The organism is Microbacterium sp. MEJ108Y (assembly GCF_000834175.1).
Lineage (GTDB): Bacteria > Actinomycetota > Actinomycetes > Actinomycetales > Microbacteriaceae > Microbacterium > Microbacterium forte.
The window spans coordinates 340,476-362,043 of the sequence record NZ_JXQX01000038.1 but is presented as its reverse complement, the minus strand read 5'-3'; the positions used below and the strand labels follow the sequence as shown (position 1 = coordinate 362,043).

Below are 21,568 nucleotides of genomic sequence, written 5' to 3'. Positions count from 1 at the left end.
CACGATATGGGGGTGAAAGGCATAATTCTCGCTGGCGGCTCAGGAACTCGACTGCACCCGATTACGATCGGCATCTCCAAGCAGCTGATTCCCGTGTACGACAAGCCGATGGTCTACTACCCGCTGTCGACGCTGATGCTGGCGGGGATCCGGGACATCCTGATCGTCACCACGCCTCATGACGCGGAGCAGTTCGAGCGTCTGCTCGGCGACGGTTCGCAGTTCGGGGTGAACCTCACGTTCGCGCAGCAGCCGTCGCCGGATGGCCTCGCCCAGGCCTTCGTCATCGGCGCGGACTTCATCGGCGACGACAAGGTCGCCCTCGTGCTCGGCGACAACCTGCTGTACGGTCCGGGGCTCGGCACCCAGCTCAAGCGCTACACGGACGTCGAGGGCGGTGCCGTCTTCGCCTACTGGGTGGCAGAGCCCAACGCCTACGGCGTCGTCGAGTTCGATGCCGACGGTCGCGCCGTCTCGCTCGAGGAGAAGCCGGAGCACCCCAAGAGCAACTACGCCGTGCCCGGACTCTACTTCTACGACAACGACGTGGTCGAGATCGCACGCAACCTCGAGCCGAGTGCTCGCGGCGAGTACGAGATCACCGACATCAACCGCGCCTACCTCGAGCGCGGTGACCTGCAGGTCGAGGTGCTTCCTCGCGGAACGGCGTGGCTCGACACCGGGACGTTCGACCAGATGTCGGATGCCGGCGACTACGTGCGCACGATGGAACGCCGCACCGGTCTGCGCATCGGAGTCCCGGAAGAGGTGGCCTGGCGTCAGGACTTCCTCACCGACGACGACCTGCGTGAGCGGGCCACAAAGCTCGTGAAGTCCGGCTACGGAACCTACCTGCTCGAGACCCTGGAAAGAGGTCGTTGATGTCGAACATCCTCGTCACCGGAGGCGCCGGTTTCATCGGCTCGAACTTCGTCCACTACGCGGTCGAGCACACCGACCACACGGTCACCGTCCTCGACGCGCTGACCTACGCCGGCAACCGGGCCTCACTCGCGGGACTTCCCGACGATCGTGTGCGGTTCGTGCACGGCGACATCACCGACGCCGAGCTGGTCGACCGGCTCACCGCTGAGGCGGACGCCGTGGTGCACTATGCGGCGGAGTCGCACAACGACAACTCCCTGCACAGCCCCCGTCCCTTCCTGGACACCAACATCATCGGCACGTACACGCTGCTCGAAGCCGCGCGCAAGCACGAGACGCGGTTCCACCACATCTCGACCGACGAGGTCTACGGTGACCTCGAGCTCGACGACCCTGAACGGTTCACCGAGCAGACTCCGTACAACCCGTCGTCGCCGTACTCTTCGACCAAGGCCGGCAGCGATCTGCTCGTGCGCGCCTGGGTCCGCTCGTTCGGCGTGCAGGCGACGATCTCCAACTGCTCGAACAACTACGGTCCCTACCAGCACGTCGAGAAGTTCATCCCGCGTCAGATCACCAACGTGATCCGCGGCATCCGTCCCAAGCTCTACGGGGCAGGCGAGAACGTCAGGGACTGGATCCACGCGAACGACCACTCGTCCGCGGTGCTGACGATCCTCGAGAAGGGTCAGATCGGCGAGACGTATCTGATCGGCGCTGACGGCGAGCGCAACAACAAGGACGTCGTCGAGCTGATCCTCGAGGAGATGGGCCAGCCGCGAGACGCGTACGACCACGTCACGGACCGGGCCGGTCACGATCTTCGGTACGCGATCGACTCCACGAAGCTGCGCACGGAGCTGGGATGGAAGCCGGAGTTCGCCGACTTCGAGTCCGGACTGGCGGCGACCATCGCGTGGTACCGCGACAACGAGTCATGGTGGGCGCCTTCCAAGGATCAGACCGAGGCGTTCTACGCCTCCAAGGGACAGTGACCCGATGAGCGAGATCGACTTCGGCAAGTCCCTGAATCGCACCGAGACGACGATTCCGGGACTGGAGATCTTCGATCTGCCGGTCCACGGCGATTCGCGTGGGTGGTTCAAGGAGAACTGGCAGCGCGAGAAGATGACCGCGCTCGGCCTCGCCGATTTCGGCCCGGTCCAGAACAACGTCTCCTTCAACGACGCCGTCGGGACGACTCGCGGTATCCACGCCGAGCCGTGGGACAAGTGGGTGTCGATCGCGACCGGCCGTATCTTCGGCGCATGGGTCGACCTGCGCGAAGGCCCGACGTTCGGCGCGGTCTTCACCGCCGAGCTCGATCCCTCCAAGGCCATCTTCGTGCCACGAGGTGTCGGCAACTCGTATCAGACCCTCGAGCCCGATACGGCCTACACGTATCTCGTGAACGACCACTGGTCACCCGACGCGTCCTATTCCTTCCTGAACCTCGCAGACGAGACCGCCGCGATCGAGTGGCCCATCCCGCTTGCGGATGCCGAGGTGTCTGCGAAGGATCTCGCGCACCCGCGCCTCGCAGATGTGGAACCGGTCGCTCCGCGGAAGACTCTCGTGATCGGCTCGGCAGGACAGCTGGGAACAGCGCTGCGGGCCGAGTTCGACGGCGTGCAGAGCGTCGAATGGACAACGCGCGACGATTTCGATCTCGGGTCGACGACGCTGGCCGAGGCGCGCCGCTGGCGCGACTACGACACGATCATCAACGCGGCCGCATACACGGCCGTCGATCGTGCGGAGACGCCGGACGGCAGGCGCGACGCCTGGGCGGTCAACGCCGCAGGGCCGGCCGCTCTGGCTCGCATCGCCGCAGAGCACGGAATCACGCTCGTGCATGTGTCGAGCGACTACGTGTTCGATGGATCCGCCGATCGGCCGTACACCGAGGACGACCTCGTGTGTCCTCTCGGCGTCTACGGCCAGACCAAGGCCGCCGGTGATCTCGCGGTCTCGACGGCCCCTCGTCACTACATCGTCCGCACCTCCTGGGTGATCGGGAGCGGAAACAACTTCGTCCGCACCATGGCCTCACTGGCAGAGAAGGGCGTGGACCCGAAGGTCGTCGACGACCAGCGCGGGCGCCTCACGTTCGCGACCGAGATCGCCCGCCTCATCCGCACGCTGGTAGAGACCCGTCCGTCGTTCGGCGTCTACAACCTGACTTCCGAGGGCGAGGTCGTCACCTGGGCCGACGTCGCCCGCCGTGTGTTCGAGCTCGCCGGCCATGATCCGGCACGGGTCACGGGTGTCTCGACGGAACAGTACTTCGCCTCCGCGACGTCGCCTGTCGCCCCGCGCCCGCTGAACAGCGTGCTCGATCTGACGCGAGTGCACGGCATCGGCTTCCGTCCGCGCGCGGGAGACGATCTTCTTCGGGAGTATCTCTCGCCGTGAGCGCGTCGTTGCGGACCGCGGATACTCTCATCGCGGCTCCGAAGGCGCGGGTCTTCCGAACCGACATCCAGGCGCTTCGCGCCGTGGCCATCGGCTTGGTCGTGCTCAACCACCTCTGGCCGGTTCGCCTCCCTGGCGGCTACGTCGGTGTCGACGTCTTCTTCGTGATCTCCGGCTTCCTCATCACAGGACACCTCGTGGGGGAGATGCGGCGGACCGGGGGAGTGCAACTCGGGGCGTTCTACGCGCGACGGATCAGGCGACTGCTTCCGGCCGCGCTTCTCGTACTCGCAGTGTCGCTCGTGCTCATGGTCGTGCTGCTTCCCTACCCTCGGTGGGAGCGGGGTGCCTGGGAGGTCGCGGCGAGTGCGGGGTACGTCGAGAACTGGTTCCTGGCATCGATGTCGGTCAACTACTCGGCGCTCAACGACGCTGCGAGCGTCGTCCAGCACTATTGGTCGCTGTCGGTCGAGGAGCAGTTCTACATCGTCTGGCCTCTGCTGCTCTTGGCGGCGCTCGCCGTGGCTCGGCGCACCGGAGGCCCGACGACGCGGCGCGGAGCGAGGGCGAGGACGACCACCGCGCTCGTCGCGGTCGTGGCGGTGGTGGGCGTGCTCTCCTTCGCCGCGAGTGTCATCTACACGACCGTCGCGCCGCCTCAGGCGTACTTCGCGACCTTCACGCGCGGATGGGAATTCGCGGTCGGCGGCGCGATCGCGCTCTTCGGAAGTCGGGTACCCCTCGGGCGCACCGCCGCCGACATCGTCAGCCTGCTCGGGTTCGCCCTCATCGTCTTCGCCGCGCTCGTCTACGATCACACGACCGCTTTTCCCGGATACACCGCGCTGGTGCCCGTGCTCGGCACCGCGGCGGTGATCCTCGCCGGCGAGAGATTCGCATCGCTCTGGCATGCGAAGGTGACGGCCCTGCGTCCCGTGCAGTGGCTCGGCGGCGTCTCGTACTCTCTGTATCTGTGGCATTGGCCGCTCATCGTCGTCGCGCCGTTCGTCATCGGCGGCGAGGCGACCACCCTGTCGAAACTCATGGTGTTGGCGATCGCGCTGGTGCTGGCGGCGCTGACGAAGAGGTTCGTCGAGGATGCCGGCCAGTCATGGGGGTACTGGCGTGGCTCCTCGCGCCGGGCGTTCGGTCTCATGATCACTGGGATGATCGTCATCGCGGCTCTCGTGGCAGGCGTTCTCGCGACCTACAGTGCACGTGTCGCTGCCGACGGCCCACCGGACGACCTCGTCGCATCGACCTGCGAGGGGCCCTCGGCGCTCGCACCTGGCGCAGACTGCGCAGACCCTTTCGGGGCCGCGGACTATTCGGTGATGACGAAGAAGAACGAGTACTTCTACACCCCGGGGGAGTGCGGCGAGTTCCTGTCGATCCTCACCTATGGAGATCTGAAGACCACGCACGAGTGCGACTTCTCGCGCGGGGCAGAGGATCCGACTCGGGTCTGGTTGATCGGTGACTCTCACGCGCAGCAGTGGCAGGGAGCCGTGTTCGACATCGCCGAGAAGAACGGCTGGATCGTCGATACGAGCTACTACGGAGGGTGTCCCGTGGCGGACGTCGAGTTCATCGGATTCCGCAGCGCGTGGGGTGCCGCTGACGTCGAGAGGTGTCGCGAGTGGTCGAGGGACCTCGCCGAAACCGTCACCGAAGACGACCCCGACCTCGTCATCACCGCGATGGCGGCTCGGCTTCAGCTCGTGGATGACGGGACCGACAGGCCGCAGATCGACCAGATGTCGCAAGGGCTGTTGGACTACTGGAAACGCTGGAACGATGCGGGTATCAAGGTGCTCGCGCTCGCGGACCCTCCTTTCAACGCAGAGGTCAGGAGCCCCGACTGCGTGCTCCACAACGCCGACGATCCGCAGTCCTGCGCACGTCCTCGCACCGAGGCGCACCCCGCCGACCCGATGGTCGTCGCCGGAGCGTCGGCCGGCTCGGAGTCGATCAGCGTGCTGGATCTGACGGATCGCTTCTGCGACGCGACCTCCTGCTACGCCGTGGTGGGCGGCATCCCCGTGTACTACGACGCGGATCACCTCAACCTCGAGTACGCCAGACTGCTCGGACCCGACATCGAAGCGGCTGCCGAGGCACTGCTGACGCAGAGCAGATAGGCTGAAAGCGGCAGACCGTCGACCCGAGACGACTGCGGCGACACCCACCGCCGATACGCCCACTCTTCATGAACCCGACGCGACCGATATGGCTTCGGCCTCCCGAGGCTGGCTCCGTGCGACCCGCGACGCACCGCGCGGACATCGACGGTCTCCGTGCGCTCGCGATCCTGCTCGTCGTGGCGTACCACGTGTGGCTGGGTCGCGTCTCGGGCGGAGTCGACGTCTTCCTGATGGTGTCGGCGTTCTTCCTCACCGCGTCGTTCGTGCGGCGGGTAGAGACCCAGCGCCCGCTCGCACTCGGGTCGTTCTGGCTGCGCCGCTTCCGACGGCTGCTGCCCGCGGCCGCCGTGACGATCGTCGGTGTGCTCGGCGTCGCGCTCGCGGCGTATCCGCAGACCGAGTGGCCGCGCGTCTGGCGTGAGGCATGGTCGAGCCTCTTCTACGTCGAGAACTGGACGCTGGCGCTGTCGGAGGTCGACTACTACGCGCGCGAGTCCGTCACGCCCAGTCCGTTCCAGCACTTCTGGTCGCTCTCGGTCCAAGGGCAGGTCTTCATCCTCTGGCCGCTGATCATCGCGGCGGTGTGGGTGGTGCTCCGCAGACGACGGCGCATGATCGTCCCCGCCTTGGCGTTGGTGTTCGGCGCCATCTTCATCGCCTCATTCGGGTTCTCGGTCGTCGAGACGATGCGGGCCCAGTCGTTCGCCTACTTCGACACGCGTACGCGCCTGTGGGAGTTCGCGGCCGGCTCGCTCGTCGCACTCGCCCTTCCCCACGTCCGTGTCCGTCCGACGATCGGGGCGATCCTCGGATGGATCGGCATCGTCGGCATCGTGATGTGCGGAATCGTGCTCGACGTGCAGGGCGGATTCCCCGGATATCTCGCTCTGTGGCCGGTGATCTGCACAGCGCTCGTCATCATCGCCGGGCGTGACCGCCCGCGAGGCGGCCCCGCGATGATTCTCGAGTCGGCGCCGTTGCGCTACGTCTCACGCGACGCGTACGCGCTCTATCTCGTGCACTGGCCCGTGCTCGTGACGTGGATGATGCTGAGCGGTCGTACCGAGCCGGGATGGCTCGCCGGCATCGGAATCGTCCTCCTGTCATTCGTGCTGGCGAGACTCGTGTCGATGCTGGTCGAGCGACCGATCAGAGACTCCGCCGTCCTCGATCGGTCGCATCGGCTCGGTGCGCTCGTTCTCGCCGCGTCCGTCCTCGTCGTCTCCGCACCTCTCGGCGCATGGCAGCTCACGATCGAGCAGCGTGAGGCGGCGCTGCGTGCCAGCGCCAGCGGCGGATACCCGGGGGCGGCGCAGATCGACACACCGATCGACCTCTCGGGCGCCGATCTGCCGCTGATCCCGCTGGCCACCGCGCTCGATGAGGAATGGGTGGATCTGAAAGGAAGCTGCGCGGGCGAACTCGAGCCCGTGGAGCCGGTGCTGCAGGGCAGCTGTGCTCAGACCGCGAATGCAGCTGACTCGGATGCATGGCGGGTGCTCGTGATGGGGGACTCGCACGCGCAACAGCTCATGTCGCCACTCACGGTTCTCGCCGATCAGCAGGGGTGGGGCATCGTCGCCCTGTTGAAGGGAGGATGCGCGATCGGCATCGGAGCGCCGACGTGGTCGGCCGCCGGCCCGCCGTGCGAGGAGTGGCGTGCCGCTGCGATCGAGTACGCGACGAGGGTGCAGCCCGATGCCGTGTACCTCGTCGTGACTCGGGCGACTCCTGCCGCTCGCGAGGTGCTCGTGGAGGGGATCCGCGAGATCGCAGACGAGCTCACCGCGAACGGCATCCAGGTGATCGCCGTACGAGACAATCCCCGCTTCGACTTCGACATGTACGAGTGCGCGCTGGAGGAGTCGGAGATCGCTCCCGGCGCTGACACAGCATCGTGCGACGTTCCCGACCCCGGGTTCGCCGTCGGGGAGGATCTCGACGATCTCGCGGCGTCCGAGGGGGTCACCGCTGTGGACTTCCGCCCCTGGCTCTGCCCGGACGGCGTGTGTCGGGGATCCATCGGCAACATCGCCGTGTACATCGACGACAATCACATCTCCGACTCATACGGGCGCACTCTCGCTCCGATGCTGCAGGAGATGCTGGAGGTCGGAGGGCCCCTCGGTGCCGAGGCGCGCTGACAGGTTGCGTCGAGTCCGCTGCCGGTAGAGTTGTCTGCTGTGTGCCGCGCGATGCCGTGCGGATCTGAGCCTCGTGGGCAGAAAGCAGCAACATGGATCTTCTTGTCGTCGGGTCGGGCTTCTTCGGCCTCACCATCGCAGAACGTGCCGCCAACGCCGGCCGCAAGGTCACGGTCATCGACCGTCGCCACCACATCGGCGGGAACGCCTACAGTGAGGCGGAGCCTGAGACGGGCATCGAGGTCCATCGCTACGGCGCCCACCTCTTCCACACCTCGAACGCCACGGTGTGGGAGTACGTGAACCGGTTCACGAGCTTCACGAACTACGTGCATCGGGTCTACACGACGCACAAGGGAACGGTCTTCCCGATGCCGGTGAACCTCGGCACCATCAACCAGTTCTTCCAGTCGGCCTACACGCCCGACCAGGCGCGGGCCCTCGTGCGCGAGCAGGCGGGGGAGTTCGACGTCAAGACGGCCGCCAACTTCGAAGAGAAGGGCATCGCCCTCGTCGGGCGGCCGCTGTTCGAGGCGTTCTTCAGGGACTACACCGCCAAGCAGTGGCAGACCGACCCGCAGAAGCTCTCGGGCGACATCATCAGCCGGCTCCCCGTGCGCTACACCTACGACAACCGCTACTTCAACGACACGTGGGAGGGCCTGCCGACAGACGGCTACACCGCGTGGATCGAGCGGATGGCCGATCACCCCAACATCGAGGTGAAGCTGAACGTCGACTACTTCGACGAGAGTCAGCCGCTGAACAAGAAGGCGACGGTCGGGCAGCTGCCCATCATCTACACGGGTCCCGTGGACCGCTACTTCGACTACACGGCGGGCGCCCTCAGCTGGCGCACGCTCGACTTCGAGCAGGAGGTGCTGAACATCGGCGACTTCCAGGGCACCAGCGTGATGAACTACCCGGACATGGACGTGCCCTACACGCGCATCCACGAGTTCAAGCACTTCCACCCGGAGCGCAAGGACGTCTACGAATCCGACAAGACCGTCATCATGCGCGAGTTCTCTCGTTTCGCGAACCGCGAGGACGAGCCGTACTACCCGGTGAACACCCCGACGGACCGCGACGGCCTGCTCGCATACCGTGAGCTCGCGAAGGGGGAGCGGGACGTGCACTTCGGCGGACGCCTCGGCACCTATCAGTACCTCGACATGCACATGGCCATCGGCTCGGCGCTGTCGCTGTGGAACAACTCGCTCTCGTAGACTCGGCACTGTGAGTCACACTGCTGCCGGGGCCCCCGGAACGCCCCGGCGCTATCTCCATTCCCTGTGGCTGCTGTCAGCCAGGGACCTGAAGGTGCGGTACTCGACGAGCCTGCTCGGCTACCTGTGGTCGGTGCTCGATCCGCTCGTGATGAGCGTGATCTACTGGTTCGTCTTCACGCAGATCTTCAACCGTGATGTCGGTGAGGATCCGTACATCGTGTTCCTCATCAGCGCCCTGCTGCCCTGGGTGTGGTTCAACACGTCGGTCACGGATTTCACTCGCGCATTCAAGAAGGATGCGAAGCTGGTGCGCTCGACTGCGATCCCTCGCTCGATCTGGGTGAACCGCATCGTGTTGAGCAAGGGCGTCGAGTTCCTGTTCTCGCTCCCGGTGCTCGCGGCATTCGTGATCATCAACCTGCTGGTGGAACAGGACCCGGCGCACACGGTCCAGGTCGGCTGGGGAATCCTCTGGGTTCCCGTCGCGGTGTTCCTGCAGACCGTTCTGCTCGTGGGCCTGGGGCTCCTCATCGCTCCGCTCTGCGTCCTGTTCGTCGATCTGGAGCGCACGACCGCGCTGATCCTGCGCGCCATGTTCTACGCGACTCCGATCATCTACAACGTCACGGATCTTCCTGGCATCTTTCAGACTCTCGGTGCGTTCAATCCACTCGCCGGGATCTTCATGCTCTATCGGATGCCGTTCTTCCCCGACCAGTGGAACCTCTTCACGCTGCTCGTCAGCGTGGGGATGACCCTCGTCATTCTGGCGCTCGGCGTATGGACGTTCCGGTCCCTCGAGCGCACCGTGCTGAAGGAGTTGGGATGACCGTCGCGATCGAGGCCAGCGGGCTGGGCGTCCGCTTCCGCCGCAACCGCCGTGGGCGCCAGAACTTCAAAGACCTGTTCGCCCCTGCGGCGCGGCGGTCGCGCTCCGGAGAGTTCTGGGCGTTGCGCGACGTCTCGTTCACGGTGCAGCAGGGGGAGTCGATCGGCGTCGTCGGGCGAAACGGCCAGGGCAAGTCCACTCTGCTCCGTCTCGTCGCGAAGGTGCTGCTCCCCGATGAGGGGTCGGTGAAGGTGAAGGGCGGAGTCGCTCCGCTGATCGAGATCACCGGCGGGTTCGTCGGCGACCTGACCGTACGCGAGAACGTCGCATTGATGGCCGGACTGCACGGAATGCCTCGGGACGCGGTCGCAGAGCGCTACGACGGCATGATCGCCTTCGCAGAGCTGGCGGGCTTCGAGGACACCCCGTACAAGCACCTGTCGAACGGTATGAAGGTCCGACTGGCTTTCTCGGTGGTGTCGCAGCTCGACGAGCCGATCCTGCTCGTCGACGAGGTGCTCGCGGTCGGAGACAAGGCCTTCCGCGACAAGTGCTACAAGCGGATCGACGAGCTCCTCGCCGAGGGGCGAACGCTCTTCTTCGTCAGCCACAGTGAGCGCGACCTCCGCCGCTTCTGCACCCGCGGTCTCTACCTCGACAAGGGCGGGCTCGTTCTCGACGGTCCGATCGCAGACGTCCTCGACAGGTACAACGCCGACTACAACCGCGGCTGACGCGGGCGGGCGGCCGTCCTCACGGTCATTCGCCGAGTTTCTTCTGCTCGACGTGGGAGTTGATCGCGGCGAGCTCCGGATGAGAGTCGAGGACGGCCACGATCTCGGAGACGTCCAGCCCGGCAGCGCCGTGGTCCTCGATGAGCGCCCGGATGACGGTGAGGTCCTCCGGAGTGTCCAGGGTCACCCGATAGTGCGAGGCATCGACCTGCTGGGTGATCGAGTGGATGCTCGAACGCGGCGATCGTCCTGTGTAGAGGTACGGGGTGACGTGTTCGCGCTCGGCCGGCTCGGTGGCGTTCCTGTCGGCCTCGGCGAGGGCGGACGCAGCGAAGACCTCGAAGTCGAACCCGCGCGGGTACGTCCGTTCGAGGACGTTGGAGACGTGGGCGTGAGGATCATCCAGCTCGACGAACCGGCGGACGCCATCGGAGATCAACGCGGCATCGATCAGAGGGCAGTCCGACGTCACTCTGACGACGACATCGAGCCCTGCGGAAGAGGCCGCCCCCGCGAACCTGCTCAGGACGTCACCCTCGCTGCCGCGGAAGACCTCGATCCCTCGCCGATGCCCCAGATCCGCGAGAGGGTCGTCAGCGGCGTTCGTCGTCGTGGCGAGGACGACGGGCAGATCGGCGCTGCTGAGCCTGTCGATGTGGTGATCGAGCATCGAGCGGCCGCCAGCCGGGATCAGCACCTTTCCCGGAAGGCGACTGCTGGTCATCCGCGCCTGGGTGATGATCCCGATGCGTGTCAATGCAGAGCCCTGACCAGCGACTCGACGACCTGGTCGACCTGGTCGTCGGTCAGTTCCGGGTGGATGGGGAGCGAGAGCTCCTCGGCGTAGAACGCTTCGGCATTGGGGCACATGCCGCGGCGGTAGCCGGCATCCGCATAGACGGGGTGCCAGTACACGGGCATGTAGTTGACCTGCACACCGATGCCGTCTGCACGCATCCGGTCGAAGACCTCTCGACGGCGCTGATCGAGGATGCGCACCGGGTAGAGATGCCGGATCAGTTCGACGTCGTGGCGCTGGATCGGCGTGCGAACCCCGTCGATGCCAGCGAGGGCCGCGTCGTAGCGACGAGTGATCTCGGCGCGTCGCCGTCTGAACGTGTCGAGCCGTGCGAGCTGGGAGAGGCCGAGTGCGCAGGCGATGTCGTCGAGGCGGTAGTTGAAGCCGAACTCGTGCACCTCCTGATGCCAGGCGCCTTCGGTCGTCACCGCGAAGCGGTCCGCGTCGCGCACGAGCCCGATGAAATGGAACTCGTGCGCGCGCTGTGCGATCAGCGGATCCTTGGCGACGAGGGCGCCGCCCTCGCCGGTCGTGAGGTTCTTGGTGGGGAAGAACGAGAAGGTCGTCAGATCCGCGAGATCACCGACCGGTCGGCCCTTGTACGTGCTGCCGATCGAATGCGCGGCGTCATCGAGGACGAGCGCGTCGACCCGTGCGGCCGCAGCGGAGAGCCGGTCGTAATCCGCAGGATGGCCGGCGTAGTCGACGGCGGCGATCACCTTGGTGCGCTCATCGACGAGCGCGTCGACCGCATCCGGGTCGATCAGAGCCGTGTCTTCCTCGACATCGGCGAAGACGATGTTCGCACCGAGTACCGACGCCATCGCCGTCGTGGCGATGAAGGTCATGGGCGTCGAGATCACGGTGTCACCGCGGGTGACCCCTGCGGCGCCGTACGCCATGTGGAGCGCTGCCGTGCCCGAGGTCGCGGTGATCGCCCGGTGCCCTCCGGCGACCTCGCCGAGTCGCGCCTCGAAGGCGGCGACCGCCGGACCCGTCGTGAGCCAGTCGCCGCGGAGCACGTCGACGACGGCCTGGATGTCGTCCTCCGAGATCGACTGACGTCCGTACGGCAGCACGGTCAGATCCCCGCCTCGATGATCTCCGCGATCTCCGCCTGCGAGTACCAGCGGTCGTTGCTGTCCGAGCGATAGGCGAAGCCCTCGGGCACAGGCACGGCGCCGGCGGGCATCTGATAGCCCCACGAGGCGAGGTCGGGCTGGATGATGAAGTACTTGCCGTCGCTGACCGTCACCGCGCGGCGGCCCTCCTCCGGGCTGATCATCTCCTCGTGCAGCTTCTCGCCCGGGCGCAGACCCACGTCGACGAGCTCGGCTCCCGGCACGACGGCGTGGGCGAGGTCCGTGACCTTCATCGAGGGGATGCGGGGGACGAGCAGCTCGCCGCCCTGCATGAGCTCGAACGTGTCGACCACCATCTCGACGGCCTGGGGGAGTGTGATGAAGAACCGGGTGCACCGCAGATCGGTGATCGGCAGCGGCTTGCCCTCGGCGCCCAGACGGGAGAAGAACGGGATGACCGAGCCGCGTGATCCCATGACGTTGCCGTAGCGCACCACCGCGAATCGCGTGTCGTAGGCGGCGGCGTAGTGGTTGCCCGTGATGAAGAGCTTGTCGGCGGTGAGCTTCGTCGCGCCGTACAGGTTGATCGGGCTCGAGGCCTTGTCGGTCGAGAGCGCCACGACGCGCTTCACTCCGGCGTCGATCGATGCCTCGATCACGTTCTGGCTGCCCAGGATGTTCGTCTTCACGAACTCGAACGGGTTGTACTCGGCGGTGTCCACCTGCTTGAGCGCCGCGGCATGCACCACGTAGTCGACGCCGTGCAGCGCACGAGCGAGACGTCGTTCGTCGCGGATGTCGCCGATGAACCATCGCAGCCGGGGGTCGTCGCCGAACTGCTGTCGCACCTCGTACTGCTTGAGCTCGTCACGCGAGAAGATGACCAGACGCCGGGGGTTGAGGTGGGCCAGGGCGTGCCGTATGAACGCCTTGCCGAACGACCCGGTGCCGCCTGTGATGAGGATGCTCGCGCCCTCGAGAACCGACACTCTGTCTCCTCAGCGTTGTCGTGATCGCATGGATGCTCGGGTTGTTCCATGCCCGGCCTATCCTATCGGGTGGGCGCAGGCGCGCCCCGGAGGAGAGGGACGAGCGATGAGCGGGCGACGGGTCCTCCTGCACTGCAACGCCGGTGTCGAGTCGGGCATGGGACACCTCATGCGCACGCTCACGGTGGCTCGCATCGCGCGCGACCGCGGGTGGTCGGCGACGGTGTTCGGCGATGTCGACGAGGCAGGTGCGGACACCCTGCGCCGGATGGATCCAGACCTGCCGCTCGTCACGACGCAGGGGGCCGAGGTGAGCATCGGCGACTTCGCCGATCTCGCGCGTGGCGTCGACGTGATCCATCTGGACAGCTACCGGGAGATCCCGGATCTCTCGTCCGTCGGACCGCTGATCAGCAACATGCAGGACGGTCCGTTCGGCGTGCGCGACGCCGATCTCGCGATCGATGCCAACCTGGCATCCGAGCGCACTTTCGTGGACCCGGAGCGCAGCCTGAGCCATCTGGCGGGCATCGACGCCGCGGTCGTGCGCGCGCAGGTGCTGGCGCAGCGCGATGTGCGGACGACACCCTCGGCCGTGCCTCGGGTGCTCGTCGTGATGGGCGGCACGGATCCCCACGGAGTGACCGCTCGTGTCGTCACCGCCTTCGATCGTCTGCCCTCCGAAGTGCAGATCACCGTGATCGACCCCCGACGCCGCGAGGAAGTCGTCTCAGCCGCCGAATCTTCGCGCCACGCCGTCGAGGTCCTGGGTTTCGTCGACGACCTCCCCGCGATCGCCCGAGACCACGATCTGGCCGTGACCGCGGCGGGAACCTCCGTCTGGGACTTCGCGTGCATGGGTCTTCCGATGGCACTGGTATGCGTGGCGGACAACCAGCGCGTCGGCTACCGCCAGGTCGTCGAGCGGGGGCTCGCCATCGGGCTGGGAGAGCCGCCCCATCAGAGCCTCGAGGAGCGTATCGGCCTGCTCGCCGATCTTCTCGAATCGCCGGAATCGCTCGCCGAGACGGCTGCCGCCCTGAAACGCATCGTGGACGGCCTCGGCAGCTGGCGCATCGTGACCTCCTGGGAGCAGCTGCTGAGCACGCCTCCTCAGGTCGGACCTCGGACTGCGCTGAGCGCTCGTCCGGCGATGATCGACGATGGCCAGAAGCTCTTCGAGTGGCGCAACGACCCCACAGTCCGCCTGAACTCCCGCTCGCGCGGCGAGATCGACCGAGGATCGCACGATGAGTGGCTCGCGAGAAGCCTCGAGGATCCCGATCGTCTGCTGCTCATGATCGAGTCAGACGGGATGCCGGTCGCCACATGCCGCTGGGACAGGAGGGCGGCAGACACATGGGAGATCTCGATCACGGTCGCCCCCGAGATGCGTGGTCGCGGTGTCGCTGCATCGGCGGTCCAGGCGGCGGAGAGCGCGCTCGCTGAGCTGCCCCCGATCCGGCTGGTCGCTGTCGTGCACCGCGACAACGCGGCGTCTCGTCGGCTGTTCGAGCGCGCCGGCTATCTTCCGCATCTGCCTGCGGATGAGGACGGCTTCCTCACCGTGGCGAGATGGCGGCTGTCGTAGCGGCGTGACCTAGAGCACGTCCCAGGTCAGCGGCGTGCCGCGTTCGACGTCTCTCGTGAACGTGCGTCCGCTCACGAGGGCGAAGTCATCGGGGCGGAGTCCTCCGGCCGGGCGGATCGAGCGCACGTTCTCAGGACCCACGCTGTCGCCGGCACGCACGTCGGCGACGACGAACAGAGACCGGCGGAGGGCGAGAACCGCCTCTTCCTGGGCTGTCGGTCCGAACGATACGCCGCTCGCCGACGCGACACGCGCCTGCTCGGAGGCGATGACGAGGGCGTGGAACTCGTCGGGCGTGAGAGAGAAGTCCGCGTCGACGCCGCCATCCGTGCGGTCGAGCGTGACGTGCTTCTCGATCACGACCGCACCGAGGGCTGCAGACGCGACTGCGACTCCGATGCCGAGCGTGTGGTCCGAGAGCCCCACCGGGACATCGAATGCGTTCCGCAGCGCCTCGATGTTGCCCAACCGCGCCTCCTCGGGAACCGCGGGATAGGCGGCGGTGCAGGCCAGGAGCACCAGCTCCGTGCCGCCGGCGCCGCGGATCGCGGTGACGGCCGCGTCGATCTCCGACAGCGTCGCCATGCCGGTGGACACGATCATCGGCTTGCCGGTGCGGGCGACCTCGCGGAGCAGCGGCAGGTCGATGATCTCGGCGGACGCCGTCTTGTACATCTCCACGCCCAGCTCCTCGAGGAACGAGACCGAGCTCGGGTCGAACGGGGTGGAGAACGGGATGAGTCCGTGGCTCCGTGCGCGCTCGAAGATCGGCGCGTGCCACTCCCACGGCGTGTGGGCCTCCTGATACAGGGAGTACAGGTTGCGGCCGCCCCACAGACCGTGGTCGCTCGCGACCTGGAAGGCGGGCTTGTCCGAATCGATCGTGAGGGTGTCGGCCGTGTACGTCTGGATCTTGAGGGCATCGGCACCCGTGGCGGCGACGGCGTCGACGATCGCGAGCGCGCGATCGAGGTCGCCGTTGTGGTTTCCCGACATCTCAGCGATCGTGAACACCGGCGAGCCGGGGCCGATGCTCGCCGTGGAGAGCTGGATGGTCTGCGAAGAAGTCACGCCGACAACTCTAGACGCGTCCTGTCGAGGACTCACCGCCGTACCGCGGGAGTCGCTGTCGGCGTGCCCTAAGCTGAGGTCTCATGGGGCGTGTGACGGAGCTTGTCGGTGATGACACGGCGATGGCCGGTGAGGCGGGGTTCTACGACCGCCTCCGTCCTCTCGTCAGCGCGTATGCCAGGACGGCCCCGGTGCGCCGGATCGCCGTCGTCGGCAATCAGCCGCTCGAGCCGTCCGACCACAGGGCCGAGATGATCGATACGGCGGACGTCGTGTTCCGAGTCAACGGCTTCCGCGTGGATGACGTCGACGGAGCACCGTCGGTCGGGCGCCGTGCCGACGTCGTGGTGTTCAACCGCGGCGTGCGGCCGACCCCCTGGTTCTTCGACGGGTATTCCGAGCGTCTCTATCTCATGATCGAACCGGGGCGCCTGCTCTGGGAGAATCCGAAGCTTCCCGCTTTCTGGCCTGCTGATCTCGGGATCGTGACGATGCCGAACCGCGAGGTGGTGCTGCCCCTCGGTGAGGCGATGGGCGCCGATCCGCGCAGCGGCGGCCAGTGGGCGACGACGGGAACCGTGATGCTGTGGATCGCGACGCGCCTGTTCCCTGAAGCTCGGGTCGATGCCGCCGGATTCTCATTCGTCGACGCCCCGGATCAGACATCCTGGAACCACGCCTACGGCGATCCGTCGGCTGTGGGCGCGGAGCACCGGATCGACCTGGAATCGGAGCTCGTGCGAGGCTGGATCGAATCCGGCCGCGTCGGCTATCACCGCTGAACTTCACAGACCATCGACAATCACCCGAATGATTGAGGACTGAATGCTGAACCGACTCCGTCGCAGACTGGACGCCGTCGTCGAACGCCGTGTGGACGCGAGAGTGGACGCCAGGCTCGGCCGCGCCGTCGAGCAGTTCGAGAACGCACAGCGCGATTACGAGGCGCGCCTCGCCGGCACCCAGGCGGACTTCTCGTACATCAGATCCGAGTTCGATCGCATCGCCCCCCAGGTGGCGGCGCTCGAGCAGCGCTTCGAATGGCTTCGTGTGCGGCTCGATGCGGGGGACCTGGATCCCGACGGCGCGCTCAGTCGTGCTCAGGCAGAACACGAGCGCGCGCGAATCCGACTCGAACTCGCCGCCCACTACGAGGAGCGCCTGCGCCGCCTCGAGTCCGGCGTCGACTGAGCTCGCTCGGAGCAGGACTCGCTCGCGGTCAGAGTCCGACGAGGCCGCGGAGCTCGTTCACGGTAGAGCGTGCATTGTCGACTGACGCAGGTCCGCCCGCGGCGACCTCCGAGCGCAACGCGCTGAGCCGCTGGATGTAGTCGTTCACCGCGGTGCCCCAGGCGGAATCGATCGACGCAGGAGCTGCGGTCTCTCCGAGTCGCTGCGCGTCGGCCTGGAGGCTCTCGATCACGGACGTGGCGTCCTGACCGCTGGTCTCACTCGCGATCTGAAGCCCCGTCAGAGCGTCGTCGAGCCACCCCTGCACCTGCCCGCGGAAGGCGTCGACCGAGGGGTCTGCGGCGGGTGGCGGGGTCGTGATCGGCGTCGGCTCAGGCTCCGCCGTCGGCTGTGGGACCTCGGTCTGGGCCGGCGTCGGCGAGGCCGAGGGCGACATCGACGGGGACGCCGACGGTGACGCGGTAGGGGACGGTGACCCGCTGGCGCCGGGGGTCGGAGATTCTCCGCGCGGCAGAAGGAAGAACAGCAGCACTCCCACGATGACGAGCGCGGCGACGACGAGTCCGACGATGAGCCAGACTCGACCACGATTGCGCGGCTTCGGCTCCAGAGGGGCCCAGCGGAGGTCCGGCTGCGGTTCGTCGGTCATGCTGTCAATCCTCCAGAGCGGGCATGGGCGTCCAGGAGCGATCGCGGCCGAGCTTGCCGCCCTCCTTGAGTCCCCGGAACAGATTGCTCGTTCCTCGCACCGTGCGCTCGACGAACAGCAGCCTGATGAGCTCCTTCGCGAACGTCATCGACGTCCCGAGTCCGAACAGCACAGGGTTGTAGTTGCCGTGCACGCGGTAGTAGTTCTTGATGTACGCCCGGTTGCGCATGATGTAGAAGCGGTAGGCGTTGCTCGAGGCGTTCATGTGACGGATGCCCATGTCCCATTGCTTGATCTCGCGGGTGCGTCGCAGGACGAACTCGTCGACGATCACCGCGGTGGTCTTGCGTGAGGCGAGCCACCCGTACATCTGGTCATCCCAGTAGATGAAGAAGCGGTGGTCGGGCAGACCGATCTGCCTGACGATGGACCGATGGATGAACATCCCCTCGAAGCATCCGCTGTTCATCTCCTTGAAGCCGGAGGCGTCGAAGCCGGACGGAGCGAACGGGATCGGGATGCCCATTCGCTCGGCGATCCGGTACTGCCAGTAGAACTCACTGCCGTCGTAGTCGTAGCGGCGGCCCTGGATGCTCTTGAAGCGCGGAGCCCACTTGCCCATCTTGGCCAGGCCGTCGGTGACGACCTCGACGTCGTCGTCCATCATCCAGATCCACTCGGAGCCGAGTTCGTACGCGGTGCGCATGCCCTCGCTGAAACCTCCCGAGCCGCCGGTGTTCGTCTCGAGTCGGCGGTACACGACCTCCGTGCCGAGCTTCGGCCGGAAGGACTCCACGACGTCGGTGGTGTCGTCGGACGAGGCATTGTCGATGATCACGACATGGCCCGGCTTCGGGTCCATCGCGCTGATGCTCTCGAGGAGACCGGTCAGGAGGTGAGACCGGTTGTACGTGACGATGACGATCGTCGCGGACGCCGGGTCGAAGGGGGCGTGGGTCACGAGGTGCAATCTCCGGTGGCTGGGGGCCCGCAGGGCGCCGCGAGCAGCTCCACCCTACCTGGAGCAGTTCGGAATCCGCCGAGGGCGCGGCGAGTGGTCAGCGTTCGGGGCGCAGGGTCGGGATCGCACCGGTGTGCGCGGCATCTATGCTCTCGCGCCACGACCTCGTCTGGCCGGCCCGCAGAGCGCACAGGACCAGCATGAACCACCCGGCACCGACCAGGGTGAAGCTCTCGAACATCGACTCCACAGCGAGAGTGACGAGCATAAGAGGCGTCCAGGCGTAGACCACCGAACGTCGTACGCTCGCGACGAGCCACGATCGGACGGTGGCGATGCCTCCGAACAGGAGGAAGAGCACGAGTCCTGCCGTGCCCAGCTGCAGCAGGACGTCGAAGTAGGCGTTCAGCGCGCTCTGATGGTGGTCGTCGAGCAGGAAGTTGATGTAGGTGAAGGGGAACTCGCCGCGGGCCCAGGACCCGAACCACCCCCATCCCTCCACCGGCTTGAGAGCGACGAAATCGAGGATCGTGTTCCACAGGGTCGCCCTGATCGAGAAGTCAGACCCCGCGTCGAGCAGTGCGATGATCACGTGGCGCAGAGCGAAGGCCGCAGCGAGGGCGAGGGCGACGAGAACGCCGAGCACCCATTGCACGATGGTCCGTCTCTCCGCAGGTGCATGACGGACGATCGCGAGAGCGACGGCGACGACGCCGACCGCGGCCGCGAGCACCAGCACGGTGGGGGAGGACGAGAAGAACGCCAGCAGCGACGCGAGAGCGATCGACGGGATCGCGATGCGAGCCGTCAGCGACTGGGAGCGCCACTCGACCACGAACGTGATCAGTGCGATCACCGTGACGAAGCCGAGCATGTTCCTGCTGCCGAAGATCCCCTGCACGGGGCCGCCGACGGCCAGGTCGCCCTGGATTCCGAGGAAGGTGAAGGGGGTGTCGAGCAGCACGCCGGACAGGATCTCCAGGCCGAGCGACACGAGCAGGAGGAACCTCAGCGAATCGCCGAGGGCGCGGACCGTCTGGAGCGTGTCACGGATGTGGCCGACCGTGACCGCCAGGAACGCGAAACCGAAGAGCTCCATCCACCCGAAAGCGGTGGACGACTTGTCGGTCGTCCACACGATGCTGACGAGCGCCCAGGCGAGGAAGGCCAGGAGCGATGACGGAGCGATGCGCAGCAGCGAGAGCTCTTCTCGACGCACCCACAGGACCCAGGCGCCGAGCACGCAGAGGACGGCGATGATCGTGGCGAGGGTGACGTGGGAGGCCGCGTGTTCGATCGTGAACGACGAGAAGACCGCGGTGAGGGCCACCACCGTGTACGCGCGAGCGAATTCGGCCGAGCCGAGCAGATCGCTCAGACGACGTCGCGTCGTCACGGAACCCGCCGGCTTCGCTCGCCGCGCTCGATCACGCGCTCCCGTTCGCCCACGCCGACCAGGGGCACCACCTTGATCTTGAACGTCAGCATCACGAGCAGCATCCAGCCCCAGAGCATGATGGGCGTCGACTCAGTGAGGCCCTGCACGAGCAGCACGACGGTGAAGAGACTCGGAAGCAGTGTGATCGCCGAGAAGGTGCGGTCGGACTTCAGGTCCCATCGAGGTCTGTCGACCGCGAAGAACCACGAACGCCAGAGCAGGCTGAGATAGGCGAGCGCAACAAGGACGACACCGACCACGCCGAGCTGCATCAGCACATCGAGCCACATGTTGTGCGCGTGGAAGACGGTGATGCCGTGATCCTCGATCCACCCGGCGAAGGCGGGGTCGAAAGGCACCCAGGGGCTGGAGAAGCCGTTGCCGAAGATCGGGTGCTCGGCGGCCCGCGCGAGGACCTTGTCCCAGATCGTGTCGGAGCGACCGGTGAGGTCTGCACTGCGCCCGAGGAGGGCGAAGAGCGGTTCACGAAGCAGCCAGGCTGCGGCTCCTGCGATCGCGACGCCGCCGATGGACACCACGTAGAGCCTCGTCCGCGCGCCCGGCGTCTTCGTGCGGCGCATCAGCAGTGCGACGACGAGCACCAGGACCGCGGCCGCCGCGCATGCGTAGGCTGTGGCGGATCCGGCTCGGAGGAAGAAGTACCCGGCCAGCAGAGTCCAGAGGGCCAGAGTCGTGCGCCACCGCGCACGGGAGGCGAACAGCACACCGAACGTGAGGATCGCGAACAGGCAGACGATGGCGAGCACGTTGGAATTGCCCACGATCCCCTGGATGCGGCCGCCGTCGAGCAGGTTGCCCCTGACCCAGTACCAATGCGCATTCGTCTCGCCGTCGGGCCGGACGAAGAAGTTCGGCAGGATCGGAGCGCGCACCACGAGCGCGACCCACAACTCGAGCGCGAGGGACAGTCCGAGGATCCACTTGAAGGCGGAGGCCAGTGCTCGCACGATCTCCTGCCACGACAGCACGTGCACGATGAACAGGGCGTTCACTGTGACGGTCGCGAGCAGGAACCAGGTGATGATCGTCGCCCCCCGCCACTGCGACCACGCGACCGAGAGCAGAGCCAAGGCGGTGTAGGCGATGGCCGCCCATGGCAGTCGCCGCCAGGCGAACGCGGCAGGACGCCGGCGGGCGACCATCGGAACGCCGATGGCGAGCGTGGAGATCAAGAAGACGATGAGGGTGACGAAGGCGCCGATCTCGCCGACGAGGTTGTACACCGCCGAGTGAGCAAAGGTCGCGAAGAGGACGAGCCCGATGTATCCGCGCAGCAGAAGGTGCCCCGTCGACTCGCGCTCTGGAGCGGTGGGCGGGGCGGCGACAGGGTGCTTCGTATATTGCGCCATCGCGTTCAGGCTACAGCGCGGACATCGCGACGAACCTGATGCAG

General features: G+C 66.6%; 19 protein-coding genes. 11 read left to right on the top strand and 8 right to left on the bottom strand.

All coding sequences use genetic code 11. The features are described 5' to 3' along the window. The first annotated feature begins 12 nt into the window (after positions 1 to 12). The 8 genes from rfbA (at position 13) to RU09_RS16585 (ending at position 10,383) form a co-directional block, all read left to right on the top strand. Positions 13 to 882: a glucose-1-phosphate thymidylyltransferase RfbA gene (rfbA, locus tag RU09_RS16620; RefSeq protein WP_042541953.1), complete on the top strand. Its 870-nt coding sequence runs from the start codon at positions 13 to 15 to the stop codon at positions 880 to 882. Next, positions 882 to 1,880, top strand: a complete 999-nt coding sequence (rfbB, locus tag RU09_RS16615; RefSeq protein WP_042541952.1) for a dTDP-glucose 4,6-dehydratase — start codon at positions 882 to 884, stop codon at positions 1,878 to 1,880. Before rfbA ends, rfbB begins: the two co-directional genes overlap by 1 nt. 4 nt (positions 1,881 to 1,884) lie before the next feature. Then, positions 1,885 to 3,300 (top strand): sugar nucleotide-binding protein, encoded by a 1,416-nt coding sequence (locus RU09_RS16610; protein WP_042541951.1) that lies wholly within the window; start codon positions 1,885 to 1,887, stop codon positions 3,298 to 3,300. Next, positions 3,297 to 5,441: an acyltransferase family protein gene (locus RU09_RS16605; protein WP_042541950.1), complete on the top strand. Its 2,145-nt coding sequence runs from the start codon at positions 3,297 to 3,299 to the stop codon at positions 5,439 to 5,441. Before RU09_RS16610 ends, RU09_RS16605 begins: the two co-directional genes overlap by 4 nt. A gap of 116 nt (positions 5,442 to 5,557) precedes the next feature. Beyond that, positions 5,558 to 7,588, top strand: a complete 2,031-nt coding sequence (locus tag RU09_RS16600; protein WP_052493013.1) for an acyltransferase family protein — start codon at positions 5,558 to 5,560, stop codon at positions 7,586 to 7,588. 92 nt (positions 7,589 to 7,680) lie between these two features. Next, positions 7,681 to 8,817, top strand: a complete 1,137-nt coding sequence (gene glf, locus RU09_RS16595) for a UDP-galactopyranose mutase (RefSeq protein WP_042541949.1) — start codon at positions 7,681 to 7,683, stop codon at positions 8,815 to 8,817. Between the two features lie 10 nt (positions 8,818 to 8,827). Next, positions 8,828 to 9,649 carry an ABC transporter permease gene (locus RU09_RS16590; RefSeq protein WP_042541948.1) on the top strand — a complete coding sequence of 274 codons (822 nt, stop codon included), beginning with the start codon at positions 8,828 to 8,830 and terminating at the stop codon, positions 9,647 to 9,649. Further along, the gene (locus RU09_RS16585) at positions 9,646 to 10,383 is read left to right on the top strand and encodes an ABC transporter ATP-binding protein (RefSeq protein ID WP_042541947.1); all 738 of its coding nucleotides are present in this window, start codon (positions 9,646 to 9,648) and stop codon (positions 10,381 to 10,383) included. Before RU09_RS16590 ends, RU09_RS16585 begins: the two co-directional genes overlap by 4 nt. Before the next feature lie 25 nt (positions 10,384 to 10,408). On the opposite strand, the gene RU09_RS16580 is transcribed toward RU09_RS16585, so the two are convergent. The 3 genes from RU09_RS16580 to pseB are packed head-to-tail and all read right to left on the bottom strand — an operon-like array spanning position 10,409 to position 13,253. Beyond that, complete coding sequence (locus RU09_RS16580; protein WP_228385678.1) at positions 10,409 to 11,251, bottom strand: cytidylyltransferase domain-containing protein; 843 nt, start codon at positions 11,249 to 11,251, stop codon at positions 10,409 to 10,411. Next, positions 11,137 to 12,261, bottom strand: coding sequence for a DegT/DnrJ/EryC1/StrS family aminotransferase (locus RU09_RS16575; protein WP_042541946.1), 1,125 nt, complete (start codon positions 12,259 to 12,261; stop codon positions 11,137 to 11,139). Before RU09_RS16575 ends, RU09_RS16580 begins: the two co-directional genes overlap by 115 nt. 2 nt (positions 12,262 to 12,263) lie before the next feature. Then, entirely contained in the window at positions 12,264 to 13,253 is a 990-nt protein-coding gene (gene pseB, locus RU09_RS16570; RefSeq protein WP_042541945.1) for a UDP-N-acetylglucosamine 4,6-dehydratase (inverting), read from the bottom strand. 106 nt (positions 13,254 to 13,359) lie between these two features. Here pseB and RU09_RS18620 point away from each other — a divergent pair, with 106 nt between their 5' ends. After that, positions 13,360 to 14,844 carry a bifunctional UDP-2,4-diacetamido-2,4,6-trideoxy-beta-L-altropyranose hydrolase/GNAT family N-acetyltransferase gene (locus RU09_RS18620; RefSeq protein WP_042541944.1) on the top strand — a complete coding sequence of 495 codons (1,485 nt, stop codon included), beginning with the start codon at positions 13,360 to 13,362 and terminating at the stop codon, positions 14,842 to 14,844. Between the two features lie 9 nt (positions 14,845 to 14,853). Here the strand turns inward: RU09_RS18620 and pseI are convergent, their stop codons facing one another. After that, positions 14,854 to 15,915 (bottom strand): pseudaminic acid synthase, encoded by a 1,062-nt coding sequence (pseI, locus tag RU09_RS16560; RefSeq protein WP_231567646.1) that lies wholly within the window; start codon positions 15,913 to 15,915, stop codon positions 14,854 to 14,856. Positions 15,916 to 16,007: 92 nt separating this feature from the next. Between pseI and RU09_RS16555 the strand changes: the two genes are divergently transcribed. Both RU09_RS16555 and RU09_RS16550 read left to right on the top strand, forming a co-directional pair. Beyond that, entirely contained in the window at positions 16,008 to 16,697 is a 690-nt protein-coding gene (locus RU09_RS16555; protein ID WP_197066099.1) for a hypothetical protein, read from the top strand. A gap of 43 nt (positions 16,698 to 16,740) precedes the next feature. Then, a complete protein-coding gene (locus RU09_RS16550) occupies positions 16,741 to 17,106 on the top strand; it encodes a hypothetical protein (RefSeq protein WP_042541943.1) in 366 nt (121 codons plus the stop codon). Between the two features lie 28 nt (positions 17,107 to 17,134). On the opposite strand, the gene RU09_RS16545 is transcribed toward RU09_RS16550, so the two are convergent. The 4 genes from RU09_RS16545 to RU09_RS16530 form a co-directional block, all read right to left on the bottom strand. Beyond that, positions 17,135 to 17,755, bottom strand: coding sequence for a hypothetical protein (locus tag RU09_RS16545; RefSeq protein WP_042541942.1), 621 nt, complete (start codon positions 17,753 to 17,755; stop codon positions 17,135 to 17,137). 4 nt (positions 17,756 to 17,759) lie between these two features. Next, a complete protein-coding gene (locus RU09_RS16540; protein ID WP_042541941.1) occupies positions 17,760 to 18,716 on the bottom strand; it encodes a glycosyltransferase family 2 protein in 957 nt (318 codons plus the stop codon). Between the two features lie 97 nt (positions 18,717 to 18,813). Further along, on the bottom strand, positions 18,814 to 20,112 hold the full coding sequence (locus RU09_RS16535) for an O-antigen ligase family protein (RefSeq protein WP_042541940.1): 1,299 nt from the start codon (positions 20,110 to 20,112) through the stop codon (positions 18,814 to 18,816). Further along, a complete protein-coding gene (locus RU09_RS16530) occupies positions 20,109 to 21,524 on the bottom strand; it encodes an O-antigen ligase family protein (protein ID WP_042541939.1) in 1,416 nt (471 codons plus the stop codon). The genes RU09_RS16535 and RU09_RS16530 overlap by 4 nt, the downstream gene beginning before the upstream one ends. Positions 21,525 to 21,568: the final 44 nt, after the last annotated feature.

Excerpts from the sequence above, each read along its gene's own strand:
- glf (WP_042541949.1), top strand. The coding sequence starts at position 7,681 with ATGGATCTTCTTGTCGTCGGGTCGGGCTTCTTCGGCCTCACCATCGCA.
- RU09_RS16530 (WP_042541939.1), bottom strand. The coding sequence starts at position 21,524 with ATGGCGCAATATACGAAGCACCCTGTCGCCGCCCCGCCCACCGCTCCA.
- RU09_RS16610 (WP_042541951.1), top strand. The coding sequence starts at position 1,885 with ATGAGCGAGATCGACTTCGGCAAGTCCCTGAATCGCACCGAGACGACG.
- RU09_RS16545 (WP_042541942.1), bottom strand. The coding sequence starts at position 17,755 with ATGACCGACGAACCGCAGCCGGACCTCCGCTGGGCCCCTCTGGAGCCG.
- RU09_RS16585 (WP_042541947.1), top strand. The coding sequence starts at position 9,646 with ATGACCGTCGCGATCGAGGCCAGCGGGCTGGGCGTCCGCTTCCGCCGC.
- rfbB (WP_042541952.1), top strand. The coding sequence starts at position 882 with ATGTCGAACATCCTCGTCACCGGAGGCGCCGGTTTCATCGGCTCGAAC.
- RU09_RS16550 (WP_042541943.1), top strand. The coding sequence starts at position 16,741 with ATGCTGAACCGACTCCGTCGCAGACTGGACGCCGTCGTCGAACGCCGT.
- RU09_RS18620 (WP_042541944.1), top strand. The coding sequence starts at position 13,360 with ATGAGCGGGCGACGGGTCCTCCTGCACTGCAACGCCGGTGTCGAGTCG.